The 13688-nt window shown below is 70.0% G+C and carries 13 protein-coding genes and 4 pseudogenes; 9 read left to right on the top strand and 8 right to left on the bottom strand.

The window, feature by feature from the left end; genetic code table 11:
• The first annotated feature begins 277 nt into the window (after positions 1 to 277).
• Positions 278 to 688: a VOC family protein gene (locus tag ACIBB8_RS00290; protein ID WP_398948155.1), complete on the top strand. Its 411-nt coding sequence runs from the start codon at positions 278 to 280 to the stop codon at positions 686 to 688.
• Positions 689 to 709: 21 nt separating this feature from the next.
• Here ACIBB8_RS00290 and ACIBB8_RS00295 read toward each other — a convergent pair.
• Positions 710 to 955, bottom strand: a pseudogene (locus ACIBB8_RS00295) (short-chain dehydrogenase); the annotation flags it as partial.
• Positions 956 to 1171: pseudogene (locus ACIBB8_RS00300) on the bottom strand (nitrite reductase (NAD(P)H) small subunit); the annotation flags it as partial.
• Positions 1172 to 1462: 291 nt separating this feature from the next.
• On the opposite strand from ACIBB8_RS00300, the gene ACIBB8_RS00305 reads away from it, so the two are divergent.
• The 3 genes and pseudogenes from ACIBB8_RS00305 to ACIBB8_RS00315 all read left to right on the top strand — a co-directional run bounded on the left by ACIBB8_RS00305 (position 1463) and on the right by ACIBB8_RS00315 (position 4484).
• Positions 1463 to 1867 carry a nuclear transport factor 2 family protein gene (locus ACIBB8_RS00305; protein WP_398948156.1) on the top strand — a complete coding sequence of 135 codons (405 nt, stop codon included), beginning with the start codon at positions 1463 to 1465 and terminating at the stop codon, positions 1865 to 1867.
• 737 nt (positions 1868 to 2604) lie between these two features.
• Positions 2605 to 3386: pseudogene (locus tag ACIBB8_RS00310) on the top strand (polysaccharide deacetylase family protein).
• A 312-nt stretch (positions 3387 to 3698) separates the two neighbouring features.
• Positions 3699 to 4484 carry a sulfite exporter TauE/SafE family protein gene (locus ACIBB8_RS00315; RefSeq protein ID WP_398948157.1) on the top strand — a complete coding sequence of 262 codons (786 nt, stop codon included), beginning with the start codon at positions 3699 to 3701 and terminating at the stop codon, positions 4482 to 4484.
• Positions 4485 to 4523: 39 nt separating this feature from the next.
• Here ACIBB8_RS00315 and ACIBB8_RS00320 read toward each other — a convergent pair whose 3' ends face one another.
• The 3 genes from ACIBB8_RS00320 to ACIBB8_RS00330 form a co-directional block, all read right to left on the bottom strand.
• Complete coding sequence (locus ACIBB8_RS00320; protein WP_398948158.1) at positions 4524 to 5147, bottom strand: class F sortase; 624 nt, start codon at positions 5145 to 5147, stop codon at positions 4524 to 4526.
• Between the two features lie 127 nt (positions 5148 to 5274).
• Positions 5275 to 6111 (bottom strand): hypothetical protein, encoded by an 837-nt coding sequence (locus tag ACIBB8_RS00325; RefSeq protein WP_398948732.1) that lies wholly within the window; start codon positions 6109 to 6111, stop codon positions 5275 to 5277.
• A 694-nt stretch (positions 6112 to 6805) separates the two neighbouring features.
• Positions 6806 to 7597, bottom strand: a complete 792-nt coding sequence (locus ACIBB8_RS00330) for an aminotransferase class IV family protein (RefSeq protein WP_398948159.1) — start codon at positions 7595 to 7597, stop codon at positions 6806 to 6808.
• A gap of 74 nt (positions 7598 to 7671) precedes the next feature.
• On the opposite strand from ACIBB8_RS00330, the gene ACIBB8_RS00335 reads away from it, so the two are divergent.
• On the top strand, positions 7672 to 8262 hold the full coding sequence (locus ACIBB8_RS00335; protein ID WP_398948160.1) for an NADPH-dependent FMN reductase: 591 nt from the start codon (positions 7672 to 7674) through the stop codon (positions 8260 to 8262).
• A 56-nt stretch (positions 8263 to 8318) separates the two neighbouring features.
• Here the strand turns inward: ACIBB8_RS00335 and ACIBB8_RS00340 are convergent, their stop codons facing one another.
• A complete protein-coding gene (locus tag ACIBB8_RS00340; RefSeq protein ID WP_398948161.1) occupies positions 8319 to 9968 on the bottom strand; it encodes a M4 family metallopeptidase in 1650 nt (549 codons plus the stop codon).
• 191 nt (positions 9969 to 10159) lie between these two features.
• Between ACIBB8_RS00340 and cutA the strand changes: the two genes are divergently transcribed.
• Complete coding sequence (gene cutA / locus ACIBB8_RS00345) at positions 10160 to 10498, top strand: divalent-cation tolerance protein CutA (RefSeq protein WP_366134771.1); 339 nt, start codon at positions 10160 to 10162, stop codon at positions 10496 to 10498.
• A 2-nt stretch (positions 10499 to 10500) separates the two neighbouring features.
• Positions 10501 to 10968: a gamma-glutamylcyclotransferase family protein gene (locus ACIBB8_RS00350; protein ID WP_398948162.1), complete on the top strand. Its 468-nt coding sequence runs from the start codon at positions 10501 to 10503 to the stop codon at positions 10966 to 10968.
• Here the strand turns inward: ACIBB8_RS00350 and ACIBB8_RS00355 are convergent.
• Positions 10928 to 11197: pseudogene (locus tag ACIBB8_RS00355) on the bottom strand (molybdopterin dinucleotide binding domain-containing protein); the annotation flags it as partial. The gene ACIBB8_RS00350 and the pseudogene ACIBB8_RS00355 overlap by 41 nt on opposite strands.
• 3 nt (positions 11198 to 11200) lie before the next feature.
• Complete coding sequence (locus tag ACIBB8_RS00360; protein ID WP_398948163.1) at positions 11201 to 11905, bottom strand: vancomycin high temperature exclusion protein; 705 nt, start codon at positions 11903 to 11905, stop codon at positions 11201 to 11203.
• A 590-nt stretch (positions 11906 to 12495) separates the two neighbouring features.
• Here ACIBB8_RS00360 and ACIBB8_RS00365 point away from each other — a divergent pair.
• Positions 12496 to 13308, top strand: coding sequence for an HAD family hydrolase (locus ACIBB8_RS00365; RefSeq protein ID WP_398948699.1), 813 nt, complete (start codon positions 12496 to 12498; stop codon positions 13306 to 13308).
• 66 nt (positions 13309 to 13374) lie between these two features.
• Positions 13375 to 13653, top strand: coding sequence for a hypothetical protein (locus ACIBB8_RS00370; RefSeq protein WP_398948164.1), 279 nt, complete (start codon positions 13375 to 13377; stop codon positions 13651 to 13653).
• Positions 13654 to 13688: the final 35 nt, after the last annotated feature.

Genomic DNA, 13688 nt, shown 5'->3' on the forward strand with positions numbered 1-13688 from the left:
GCCCGCCGGGCCGGGGTGTCCCTGGCCTCGGCGCCCGAGAACCAGTCGTCCCGGTCCCGGCCGGTCTGTTCCCGGAGCGCGTCGGCCGGCAGCTTCTCGGTGGTCCGTCGGCCGGTCGATCCGCCGCCTGCTCCGTCCTTCGACGCGTTCGTGGCTCCGACGACAAAGAAACTCCGGAAGATTTCTTCGCCGTCGGCGATGAGTTCGGCGGCGGCCGGACGTCTACCCCTTGGAAGCGCTCGAAGGGAGCGCCACCGATGAGCAGAGAAGAGCGGACATGAACCAGATGATCTTCGTGAACCTGCCGGTCAAGGACCTTGAGACGACGAAGGGCTTCTTCGCCAAGCTCGGCTTCTCCTGCAACCCGCAGTTCACTGACGAGAACACCGCGTGTCTCGTCATCAGTGACACGATCTTCGCCATGCTCCTCACCGAGCCCCGCTTCAAGGAGTTCACCAAGAAGGACGTCGCGGACGCGTCGAAGTCCACCGAGGTGATCATCGCGCTGAGCGCCGAGAGCCGCGAGAAGGTCGACGAGCTGGTCGACACGGCGCTCGCCTCCGGCGGTTCGCCCGCCAACGAGCCCATGGACTACGGGCACATGTACGGCCGGTCCTTCCAGGACCCGGACCACCACATCTGGGAGGTCATGTGGATGGACCCGGCCGCCGTCCAGGGGCAGGGCTGACGCATCGGAGCACCTCGGGCCTCAGCGGGTGAGGCCCGGCCAGGTCACCCCGGTGAGCTGCTCGGACGCCACCCACAGGCGTTCGCTCGCCACATCGTTGCGCGTCCAGCCCGTCCGCCAGGACGGGGCGGGCGCACCCCGCCAGCCCAGCAGCTTCGGGCCGGTGAACGAATCGGGGCGCACCCCGGGCGCGGTAGCCGCGTACAGCGTCGGCAGCGCACCGGAGGACGCGGGCTGGGCGAGGATCCGGTTGCCGAGTCCGGCCAACGGCCGCCCCTCGGCCGACCCGACCAGGCCGTGCGAGAGGACGTACGCCCCGTGAACGGCTCGCGGTCGTCGATCGCGTACGCACGCTCTGCCCGGTCCACGAAGAGCGCGACCTGGCGGCCGTCCGGGAGGAGCGCGGCAACGCCGCGCCCGGGGGTCAGCCGCGACCGCGCGCAGACCGTGAAGCCAGTCGTTCCCGTCGGCGAGCTGGACCACGGGGTTCTGCTGCGCCGTCCCCGCCGCCTCCCGCCCGTGCGAGTCGCGCCGCTCGGCGTATGAGGTGATGCTGAGGGGGAAACCGTCGCCGGACGGGGCACCAGGCATTTTCACGCATCACGAGTTATCCGGTGTTGATCCGCAGCTTTCCTGAAGCCGAGTCGCTGCGTTGGGCTGTCTACGCCGTCACCGTTGCCCATGACGTTCAACGGCCCAGCTTCCTGGGAGGAAGCCTCGAAGCGTTCCCCGGGGCCCCGGACCGCTCCGGCCGCCTGCAGAAGGGACAATGCGATGGATCCTGATATCCGGACCAGGGACGCACTCGCGGAACACTGGCGGGCATCGGAACGTGGGGATGCCGAAGCCGAGCACGCCATCTACGCTGTGGACGCGATCCTCGACTACCCCCAGTCAGGCGAACGATTCCGGGGCCGCGCGACGATTTCGGCGCAACGTGGGGGGCACCCTGCCAGTCGGCACTTCACCGTCCACCGGATCGTTGGCAGCGGGGATCTGTGGGTGAGCGAGTGTGTCATCACGTACGACGGGGTGCCCACCTACTCAGTGAGCATGATGGAATTTGCCCACGGGCATGTGGTGCACGAGACGCAGTACTTCGCGGACGCCTTCGGTGCGCCTGAATGGCGGACAGCACTCGCGGAGCCGATGCCGGGCAGGGATATCGCCAGGGCCTGATCCAGGGCTACAGCGGGCGGGCGGTTCAGGGATTGTGGGCGCCTCGGCAAGCCCCTTGTTGACCGTTCCGGATGACGGCCGATCAGCTCCCAGCACACGCGTTCCAGTTCGTTCCACGCAGGCACGATGGCGCCGACGGAGGACGCGTCCGCCATGTGCCGAGCATCCCCGGACACCGCCCCGACGCCGAATCACCTCAACGAAGGACCTGTGAAAGACAGCACTGGGCGGCCATCAGCGGGAGGGAGCATTTCGACCGACGAGGTACTCCAACTCACCTCCGGAACCGGGCCCGGAGACGGCCGCGAGCTCGCTTGACTCACCCGGCCGACTCCTGGCCGATGGCGGCTACCTGTCCACGCGCCCCAAAAGTGGTCTGGACAATGAACAAGGCCCTGGTCTCTGACCAGGGCCTTCATCATGGAGCGGGTGACGAGAATCGAACTCGCGCTCTGAGCTCGGGAATCAACCGGCACCTGGTCTCGTGCGCGGCCTCTGACCTGCGGGGAAGCGCTCCGACGGCCTGGCCCTGACTGCATCCGTGCGGATCTGCGTCTGCCGCCCTCGCCGGCACCTTTTCGAGGTCGTTGCGCCCCTCATCTGTCGCGGGGCTCCTGCGTTTGTCGCCGGTCCCCTGCGGATTCGTCTGCGATCGGTAACAGAGGGATCTTGTGCGGGCGTTCGTATGTCTTGATGAGGGCAGGGCATCGGCGGAGACAGCAAAGGGGTGGGCGGGCATGGCAAGGCACAAGGGAAGGGGATGGCACGGCCGGCTTCTCGCGGCGGCGCTCGGGGTGACAGCGGTGGCCGCTGCCACCTCGGTGTGGACCGCGCAGGCCGACACCGCCGGAGGGCGGCAGCCGCAAGCGCGTGTCTCAGTGCCGGACGCCCAGCCTCAGGACCGGACCGTGACCAAGGTGGCGGCGGACATCGCACACGCCTCGGACCGCGGCGCCCGGGGCGTCAACATCACCATCGACGACGGACCGGACCCGGTCTGGACGCCGCAGGTGCTGCAACTGCTGAAGGACAGCGGTGTGAAGGCCACGTTCTGCATGGTGGGCACGCAGGCCCAGGCACACCCGGACCTGGTCAAGGAGGTCGTGGCGGCCGGGCACCGGCTGTGCAACCACGCGGTCTCGCACGACACCACCATGGACACCAAGTCCGAGGCATACCAGTCTCAGCAGATCCTGGATGCCGAACGCATGATCACCAAGGCGTCCGGAGGCGTCCGGCCGCAGTATTACCGGGCCCCGGGCGGCGCTTTCACCCCGTACACCGGCGGCTCGCCGCGTCCCGGGGGATGCGACCGTTGGGCTGGAACGTCGACTCCAAAGACTTCGAGCGTCCCGGTGTGGACACCATGGTCGCCACCGTCGAGCGCGAGATCTCCAACGGGCCGACCGTCCTCTTCCACGACGCGGGAGGAGATCGCTCCCAGACCGTGGCCGCTCTGCGCGAGATCCTGCCCTGGCTGAAGCAGCAGGGGTACTCCTTCGGCTTCCCCGTGCGGTGAGTGAGGCTCGCCCGCACTGACATTCCGATCTTGAGCGACAGCAGGAGGTCGCGAGCGGACTGGATGACCTCGTGCGGGCCGCCCGCGAGAAGGCCAAGGAGGAGCCTTCTGGTGCGGAGGTGATACGGGACGCTTGAACTGGTCCAGGCAACAAAGAAGCCCCCGGCCGCCGGCCTGGGGCTCTTTCATGGAGCGGGTGACGAGAATCGAACTCGCGCTCTGAGCACCGGAAGCTCAGAGTTGGCTCAACTTTCCGGCGATCCCGCAGAAGCAGTTGGACGGGACATGTATCGCGTCCGTAGGGTCGCGCACATGCCCGACATCACTCTGACCACCCTCGTTGTCCTGTGCCTCGCCGCTGCCGCCGCGGGCTGGATCGATGCCGTGGTGGGCGGTGGCGGGCTGCTCCTGCTGCCCGCGCTGCTGCTCGGTCTGCCGCACGTCCCGGCCGCGCATGTCCTCGGCACCAACAAGGCGGTGGCCATCGTCGGTACCTCGGGCGCCGCTGTGACCTACGTGCGCAAGGCGCCGGTGAAGGTCGGGACGGCGGTACGGATCGGGCTGATGGCGCTGGCCGGATCGATGACCGGTGCCTTCTTCGCCGCCGGGATCAGCAGTGACGTGCTCCGTCCGGTGATCATGGTGGTGCTGCTGGCGGTGGCGGCGTTCGTGATGCTGCGGCCGCAGTTCGGCAAGGAGGCGGGCGAGGGCACGGACCGGAAGGTCACCCGGGCCCGTACCGTCACCGCGATCGTGCTGGTCGGCGGCGGCATCGGCCTCTACGACGGGCTGTTCGGGCCCGGCACCGGCACGTTCCTGGTGCTCGCGCTGACCGCCGTGCTCCACCTCGACCTGGTGACGGCGTCCGCCACCGCCAAGATCGTCAACGTCTGCACCAACGCCGGCGCCCTCGCGATGTTCGCCTACCAGGGCAGCGTGTTGTGGCAACTGGCCGCGTTGATGGCGGTGTTCAACCTGGCGGGTGGGCTGCTCGGTGCGCGGATGGCGCTGCGCAAGGGCAGCGAGTTCGTCCGTGGTGTGCTGCTGGTCGTGGTGTTCTCACTCGTCGCGAAGCTGGCGTTCGACCAGTGGGCCTGACGGCCTCCCCCACGACAGGGAGTGGATCGGCGGCCGACGTCAGCGCACTCCGGTGAGGTGCGCGTACGCGACCACGTTGCCCTGGTAGCCGGTCTCCCGTGAGAAGCCGCCGCCGCAGGTGATCAGCCGCAGCGCGGCGAACGGCGAGGCGCCGTACACCCGCCGGTCGGGGAAGTCCTTGTTCTTGTACACCTCGATGGCATCGAGCGAGAAGACGGCGGTGCTCCCGTCCTGCCGGACCACCTCGACGGTGCTGCCCTTGGCCAGGGTCCCCAGGTCGTAGAAGACGGACCGTCCCTTTGCGTTGTCGACATGGCCGGCGACGAGCGCGGTGCCCTTGGCGCCGGGCGGGGTGCCGTCCTTGTACCAGCCGACGACGTTGCGGTTCTCGGCCGGCGGCACGTCGAGGCTGCCGTCGGACCTGAGCCCGAGCCGGATCATCGGGGTGTCCACCTTGATGCTCGGGATGCGGAGACGGACGGGTGTCGAGGGCCGCAACGGGGCGGCGACGGGCGAGCCGGGCTGCACTCCGGGACCGGCGGTGAAGGCCTGGGCGGTCGTCGGCTGCGGCGGTACCAGCACGGTGCCGGCGCCGTGCTGGATCAGCCAGACGCCGACCAGCGCTGCGACGGCGACCAGCCAGCCCTTGGCCTTCTGGAACACGGTCGTCCTCCGGGATGTCGTCCTTCGGGACGGGAAGGACGTGAGGAAGGAAGTGGGGGTCCCGTCCCGGTGACACGGGGCCACCGGGACGGAATCGTGGCGGTACGGGGACGTGGGTACGTCCCCGTCAGCTGTCCGCCTGCGTGCCGCTCGCCCGACGACGCAGGAGCCAGGCTCCGCCGACGGCGGACGCGGCGAGAACGCCGACACCCGCCGCGATCTGGGAGGTGTCCGGGCGGACGCTGCCGCCTACACCAGTTCTGACGTGCCCGGAGGGAGAGATGGGCACGGTGTCACCGCCGTTGCCTTGGTCGTTGCCGTTGCCGTTGCCGTTGCCGTTGCCGTTGCCGTTGCCTTGGCCGTTGTCGTTGCCGTTGCCTTGGCCGTTTCCGGTGTCACGACCGGTGTTGCTCCCGGTCCCGTTCCCGGTGGAGTTGCCGAGGCCGAAGGGGTTCTGGTTCCCGAGGAGGCTCCCGCCCCTGGCTGTCAGGTTGTCGAGGGAAGGCACCGAGTTGCCGCTGCCCGTGTTGTTGCCGTAGCCGTTGTCCTTCACGGTGCCGGCGGGGGGACCCGCAGCGACGTACTTCGCGCTATTCGCCGCCTTCACCCGCAGCGTGCCCGTGGCCATGTTGCCGTTCTCACAGGTCACGTCGATGCGGTACGGACCGGCATGGGCCTTCTTCGGCACCGTGAACGTGCCGACCACCTCCTCCTCGCGGGCGGTGGACGCCAGCGTGACGTTGCCCGCTTCCAGGGGGTTCGCATTCCCGGCGGCCTTCGTATCGTTCCCGCAAGCGGTGGTGCTCAACGTGACCGTGGTGCCCGGAGCCGCCTCCGCCGGAGATATCTTCAGCTGACCGACGTCCCCTGCATACGCGGACGGCGCGGCGGTGGACAGGCCGAGCGTGGCAGCGGTGAGTGCTGCGGCGGCGGTGCCGGTCACGAGGCGGGCAGGACTGCGCATGGGGTTCCTCCGAGCAGAGGCGCTGGCGAGTATCTCCTGGTGCAGAGCTAACGGGCGGCGCGCCACCCATGCATGCTGAAGCCGGGTCAGCTTTCACCCGACCGGTCCGGGCCGGGCGCCTTGTCGAGAGGTAAGCGTGCAGGTCAGAGCGGGGATGGGAGGGCAGGCGGCCGGCCCCGCGACACACCGTGCCGATCGGGTGACGAGCTACGAGAAACGAGTGGTGCACGTCACAGGCATGACCTCGCCGGCCTCGGGCACACGCAGGACACCCCCCACGGGACGGCTTTTCCCCCGACAGGCTCTCAGAGCCTGTCGGGTGACCTCTGATCGGGCGGCCACGCCCTGGCACGCACGCTTCCCGCGTTGCCGAAATGCCCTAGTAGCTCCGCTACGAGGACCTTCCAGCGCCTTGGAACCGCACGCACCAGACCGCGTCCGCTTTCCGATCGAAGGTCACCCGACAGGCTCTCAGGCCGCCGCCCTCATCGGACCCACCCCCCTGGGCCCGATGGGGGCGGTCCCGTCCCGTCACTCGGGGGGCGAGGCGGTCCAGGTGGCAGCCGGGGGCCGGACACGGGCGCGGAGAGGCTGCCCCTCGGTGCCGGGGGAGTCGCTGCCGGGCCCGCAGGGGTGCGGCCGGGGGAGGCCGGAGCCCTCGATGTGGATCTGCAGGGGCCCCAGGCTTCCCCTCTCAGACGGTGTCCCAGGGCGCAGCCTCGTACGCCGACCCCACCCGCTTCATGAGTTCCTCGTCGACCACGAACTCCGTGTCGTCGATCCGGCGGATCGGAGCGATGCCCTGCGTGTTGGTGAGGAATGCCGACCGGTAGGCGCCGATCCCGTCCAGCGTCACCGGGCGCCGTACGGACTCCAGCCCGGCGCCCGGCAGTTCCTGCTCCAGCAGGGCCATGGTGATGCCGAGCAGTGCGGGCGCGTCGGGCCAGACGACCGAAGTGCCGTCCCAGAAGGCGACGTTGGTGATCGCCCCTTCCGACACCGTCCCGTCCGGTGCGACCAGCAGCGCTTCGTCGAAGCCGGAGCGTGCGGCGAGCTGCCCGTAATAGGTCTGGCCGAACTCGCCGGGGCGCTTGATGTGCGGGACGGTGCGGACATACGGAACGGACATCAGGCAGTGCGGTTCGGTGGACTTCCGCGCCGGTCCGCGCACGGTGACCATGACGGTCGTCCCGGTGTCGCCCGGCGGCAGGAAGGCGTGCACCCGGGTCGAGGCGTCCCGTACCCCGGCGCCGTCCAGCGCGTGCCGGATCAGCTCGCGCACCCGGCCGCCGTCGAGCCCATGACCGAAGAGCTCCCGGTTGGCGGTGTCCAGCCGGGCCAGGTGGAGCGCGAGGCCGCGTATCTTCCCGTCCCTGACCTGCATGGCGGTGAAGTGACCGTAGTTGGAGAAGGCGGGGATTCGGAGATCCGCCTCCGTTGCTGTGTGTCCGTTGAACTCGACGTACAGGGGCGCGGCGGTCGTCATGTGTTCCACGGTACGCCGGAGAGGTGAGCGGCGGCGCTTGACCTCAACCATGGTTGACATACGAGTCTCGCCGCATGGAACTCACCACATCGCCCCTGAAGGTCGCGGTCATCCTCGCCAGCAACCGCGAGGGCCGCTTCGCCCCGGTCGTCGCCGACTGGTTCCTCTCCCGTACCGCCGCTCACCCGGGCATCGAGACCGACCTGATCGATGTCGCCGAACTCGATCTCCCGTTCGCGCTCACCTACCGCCCGGGACCGGACGTGCAGGCCCGACTGGCGAGAGTGTCGTCCAGGCTGGCCGCCGCCGATGCCTTCGTCGTGGTCACGCCCGAGTACAACCACTCGTACCCCGCCCCGCTGAAGAACCTCATCGACTGGCATCACGCCGAATGGCAGGCCAAGCCCGTCGCCTTCGTCTCGTACGGGGGAGTGTCGGGCGGCCTGCGGGCCGTCGAACATCTTCGCCAGGTCTTCGCCGAGCTGCACGCCGTCTCCCTCCGCGACACCGTGTCGTTCCACAACGCGGGCGCCCTCTTCGACGACGAGGGCCGGCACAAGGACCCCGTGGCCGTCGACGCGGCGGCGAAGACTCTGCTCGACCAGCTGACCTGGTGGGGGAGTGCGCTGCGGGACGCCAAGGCGGCCCGCCCGTACGGAGGCTGATCCCTTCTCGGCTGGACGCAGGTCCCGGAGCGTGTGCTTCCGGGACCTGCTCCCTGTCAGCCGACCGAGACCGCGGACCAGGTCGCGGCCACCGCGTTCTGCTCCGCACTGCCCGCCCCGTACAGGTCCTTCGCCGCGTTGAGCGTCGCCGTGCGGGCGGCGGCGTAGTTGGCCGAGGACGTCATGTAGACCGTCAGCGCCCGGTACCAGATCTTGCCGAGCTTGTCCTTGCCGATGCCGCTCAGCGTCGCCCCGTCGCACGTGGTGCCGTTGTGCTGGACGCCGCCGATCGTCTTCGGGCCGCTGCCCTCGGCCAGCAGATAGGCGAAGTGGTTGGCGACACCGGACGAATAGTGCACATCCAGATTGCCGACCGAGGAGCTCCAGCAGTCCGCCGATTTGCCGTCCTTGGAGGGCTGGTCCATGAACCGCAGGGCGGCCTTCCCGAAGCCGGGCTTCACGATCTTCTCGCCGATCAGGTAGTCGCCCGGGTCCTGCGCGTTGTTCGCGTGGAACTCGACCAGCGTGCCGAAGATGTCGGAGGTCGCTTCGTTGAGACCGCCCGGCTCACCGGAGTAGGTGAGGTTCGCGGTCTTGGACGTCACGCCGTGCGACATCTCGTGCCCCGCCACGTCCAGCGCGACCAGTGGCCCGAAGGTCGAGCCGTCGCCGTCGCCGTACGTCATGCAGAAGCAACTGTCGTCCCAGAAAGCGTTGTTGTAGTTGTTCCCGTAGTGGACGCGGTTGTACGAGCCCTTGCCGTCCCCGGCAATGCCGTTCCGGCCGTGCACGTTCTTGTAGTAGTCCCAGGTCGTGTCCGTGCCGTACTGGGCATCGACCGCCGCCGATGCGCGGTCGGAGGTGGTGCCGTTGCCCCAGTGGTTGTCGGCGTCGGTGAACAGCACCGCGGGGGCCCGGCTCCAGCAGAGGGAGAAGATGCAGCCGTCGGTCTTGTTCTGCGCGTCCCCGGTGTACGTGTTGCCGCGCGTCGCGTCCTTGAGCTGGTACGCCGACCCGGACTGGGTCGTCTCCAGCGGGACCGTACCGCCGTAGAGGGACTGGCCGTCCCCGCCGGCCGTCTCCAGGCTGCCCCAGGCGTCGATCTGCCGGCCCGTGCGCGCATCGGTGAGCACGACCCGGGCGACGGGGTTGCCCAGTGAGTCCTTGCCCGCGGCCTCGGTGCGCCAGGCCAGTCTGGGCGTGCCGTGCAGGGCGTCCACGACGAGCTTCGGCTTGGCGGCGACCTTGCGGAGCTTCTCGCCGCGGTGGGCGGAGCGCAGGGCGGCCGCACCCAGTTCCGCGGCCGTCGGCGCGGAGAGGGACGGGTTCACGGTCGGCACCGCGAGATCCCCGCGTGCGGCCCGGTCGGCGCTCCGATAGGTGCCGTCGGGTGCCAAGTGGACGATGAAGTCGCCACCCAGTACAGGAAGTTGGTGGTAGGTGCGGTCGTAGCGCACATGCTGACTGCCGTCGTTGTCGACGATCACATCGCGCACGGTCGCCTCCTGGGCGCCGGTGAGACCCAGCCCGGCGGCGTGCCCGATGAGGGCCGCCTCGGCGTGGCGGACGGCTGCGGCGCGGCTCGGGGTGGGGTGGTCGGCCGCGGCTGCGTCCGCGGTGGCGGTGAGGGTGGAGGCCAGCAGGGTCACGGCGGCCGCGGCCATGGCGACCGGGGTGAGGTGCGATGCGTGCCGGATCGTTCTCATCGGACTCCTCGGTGTGCGCGGGGGCGATGACGATGGATCTGAGCTCGCATCAGATTTAAGGGTTCATGACATGTCATGTCCATACCGTCTCGGAGGGTCGAGGGGAGGACAGCGGGCCGGAGCACCCGGACAATCGACGAAGAAGGAAGCCCGACAGGCAGAAGAGCCGAGAAGAACCGAGGAGAACGACGGTGACATCGCCGGCATGGCTGACCGTACTGACCACCACGGACAGCGAGGAGAAGGCCCACGCCCTGGCCCAGGGCGCGGTGGAGGCACGGCTCGCCGCGTGCGCGCAGATCTCCGCGCCCGTCACCTCCGTCTACCGGTGGCAGAACGCCATCGAGACCACCGAGGAATGGCAGGTGCTGTTCAAGACGACGGCCGAGCGCTACGACGAACTGGAGGAACACCTCCGGGCGGCACACGACTACGAGACCCCGGAGATCATCGCCGTGCCCGTGGTACGCGGAAGCGCCGGCTACCTCAACTGGCTGACATCCCAGACCGGCCCGGTCACGGCCCTCTGACCATGCCGCAGACCGCCCCCGAACTGCCCTTCTTCGTCTACGGAACGCTGCTCCCCGGCGAACCCAACCACGACCCGTTCCTCCGCGGCCGGGCGATCGCGGAACAGCCCGCCCTGCTGCCGGGCGCGCTCCTCTACGACGGCCCCGGCTACCCGTACGCGATCGAGGGCCACGGCACCGTGCACGGCACGATGGTGACCGCCGCGCCCGCGAGCTACGCCGAACTGCTCGTACAGCTCGACCGGCTGGAGGAGTATCTCGGTCCCGGACACCCGGGCAACCTGTACGAGAGGGTCGCCCGAGAAGTCCGCCTCCCGGCCGGGAAGCCGCCCGGCACCGGAGCCGCCCGCGCCTGGGTCTACCTCGCCGCCGCTCCGGTCGCCCGCTCCCTCCGTTCCAACGGCACCCTCATCCCCGGAGGCAGCTGGCTCACCCGCCGGCAGCCTCCACCCGCACCGCGCACACCTTGAACTCCGGCATCCGCGACACCGGGTCCAGCGCCGGGTTCTTCAACGTGTCGGCCCGGCCCTCACCCACCCAGTGGAACGGCATGAAGACGGCGTCCTGCCGGATGGCCCCAGTGATCCGGGCAGGCGCCACCGCCCGCCCGCGCCGCGAGGCCTCCACCGGGACCGTGAGATCGGCCGGTGCCTTACGGCCTCCCCCGCGGCAGGGAGTGAGCTCCCGACGTGGGGGAGGCCGTTACCCCTGAGGGGGTGTCCGGGCCCTCAGCGCCTCCCCGACCCCGGGCTCCTTCGGCCCCAGGAAGCGCGGGTCCGGCTTGAACATCGCGTCCAGCGCCGCCTTCCCCGCCGCGAACACCTCCCGCGTCCCGCCGTAGTACCAGGTCGCATCGTGCTTGGCGTCGACCCCGACACCGTAGGCATCGATCCCCGCGGCGCGGCACAGCGCGATCGCCCGTCGGATATGGAACCCCTGGCTCACCAGCACAGCCCGGTCGACACCGAAGATCTTCTTGGCCCGCACGCAGGAGTCCCAGGTGTCGAAGCCGGCGAAGTCGCTGACGATCCGCTGGTCCGGCACCCCGTGCGCGACGAGAAACGTCCGCATGGCGTCCGGCTCGTCGTACTCCTTCCGGCTGTTGTCCCCGGTGACGAGCACGACCTTCACCCTGCCGTCCCGGTACAGCTCGGCGGCGGCCCGCAGGCGGTTCGCGAGATACGGCGACGGCTTCCCGTCCCACAGCCCGGCCCCGAACACCACGGCGACCTGCTGCGCGGGCGCGTCCGCGGTCGTCCGGACACGGGCGTCGGCCACGGAGTGCGTCCACGTCGAGGGTGCCAGCCCCAGCACACAGGCGATCATGACCCCTTGCACGGCCCGGCGCTGCCCACGCCGCGTGTGCGGCCACAGCCGCCCCGGCCATTGCAGCCGCTTCCCTCGCATGGGGCCCCTTGTCCGTGTCGGTGCGTTGTCTGGTTGGACGAGTATCCGGGCGCAAGGGTTCTCCGCCCTGCGGACTTCTTCGCCGGCGAGCCTTCGACGCGATCCTGGTGAACCACTGACGAGCCGTCGACACGCCGGGCATCATGGCAGTCATGAACCTCCCGAGTGCCCGCACACACTCCGACGACTGGGTGACCATCGCCGCGTACGAGAACGTGAAGGGCCGCCCGCACCCGGCGGCCGCCGTCCGCGCCTGACTGCGTGACCGAGGCATCGACTGGATGCCGTTCCCGCTCGACGACGTGCGATGCGGCCTGGCCTGCGGCCCCGGCCCCGACGGGCACTGGCACGGCTGGATCACCGTCCGCATCCGCGCAACAGCCCTCCTCCCGCTCGGCCTTCACCCTGATCAGCCCTGGTCGCGGCCCAACTCGCCCTCGCCGCCGCGCTGGTGGCATGCGGCGGCGGAGCGTGCCGTACGCCCGCCACACCCGGATTCCGCCCAGTGGTGCCCCTCCCGGCAAGCTTTGTCCCGCCGCGGCAAACATGGCCGGTCACGCCAGTAGCATCGTCCGATGCTGCTTCCCCGGATGATCGCCTCCGACCTCGACGGCACTCTCCTGCGGGGCGACGGAACTCTCTCGCCCCGCACCCTCCGCGCCCTGCGCACGGCCGAGAGCGCCGGTGCGGAGGTCGTCCTCGTCACCGCCAGGCCGCCCAGGTTCGTCGACCGGCTCGCCGACGCGACCGGGCTGGCGGGGACGGCGGTGTGCAGCAACGGCGCGCTCGTCTACGACATCGGGACGCGTACGGTCGTCTCCTCCCGCGCCCTGTCCGTCGCCGTCGCCCGGCGCGTGGCCACGGCGGTCGCCGCCGCCGTGCCGGAGGTGGGATTCGCCCTGGAGACCGGCAGCCAGGTGCTGTACGAACCGGCGTACCGGCTGCGGCTCTCCGAGGACGTCGACGCCGAACTGCCCGTACCGTCCCTCGCCGACCTGTGGCTCACCGATGTGCCCGTCACCAAACTCCTCGCCTGGTCCGCCCGGCTCGACGCGGACACCCTGCTGGCCGCCGCCCGCGAAGGGGCGGGCGCGGCGGGCCGCGAGGTGCAGTTCACCCACTCCGGCGGACGCGGACTCCTGGAGATCAGCGCGTCCGGAGTCACCAAGGCGGGCACCCTCGCCGAGCTCTGCGCCGGGCGCGGGATCGACGCCACGGAGGTCATCGCCTTCGGTGACATGCCCAACGACCTGACCGTCCTCGACTGGGCGGGCATCGGCTACGCCATGGGCAACGCCCACCCGGCCGTGCTCGCCGCCGTACCCACGCACACGGTATCCAACGAGGAGGACGGGGTCGCGCACATCCTGGAGGGCCTCTTCGGGCCGCCGGCCGCTCCGTGAGCCCGCGGCAAAGACCCGTCACCCCTGCGCAACGACCCGGCAACCTAAGCCCTGCACCATCGGTCCATGACGGAGTCGGCATCGGCACAACCCCGTGAGTCCCTGCCTCTCGACAGCACAGCGCAACTGTTGACCCGCATCACCGCCCAGCTCGGCATCCAGCTCAGCCACGTCTCCCTGAACGGAACGCGCAGGCCGCCCGTGCAGCGCACCGTCCGGCCCGCACCGGGCACCACCGCCCCCGCACTCGTCGCCGTCGCCCACGGCAACCGGGACCGGCAGGCGCTGGGCACGGCACCGGTACGACCGGGCGCCGCCCGGCCAGGCACGTTCCGGCGCACATGAGGCGCATGAATCCGCAGCGAACGGGCCTCTTCCGG

Origin of the sequence: Streptomyces sp. NPDC051286 (assembly GCF_044455345.1) — a bacterium.
Classification (GTDB): Bacteria; Actinomycetota; Actinomycetes; order Streptomycetales; family Streptomycetaceae; genus Streptomyces.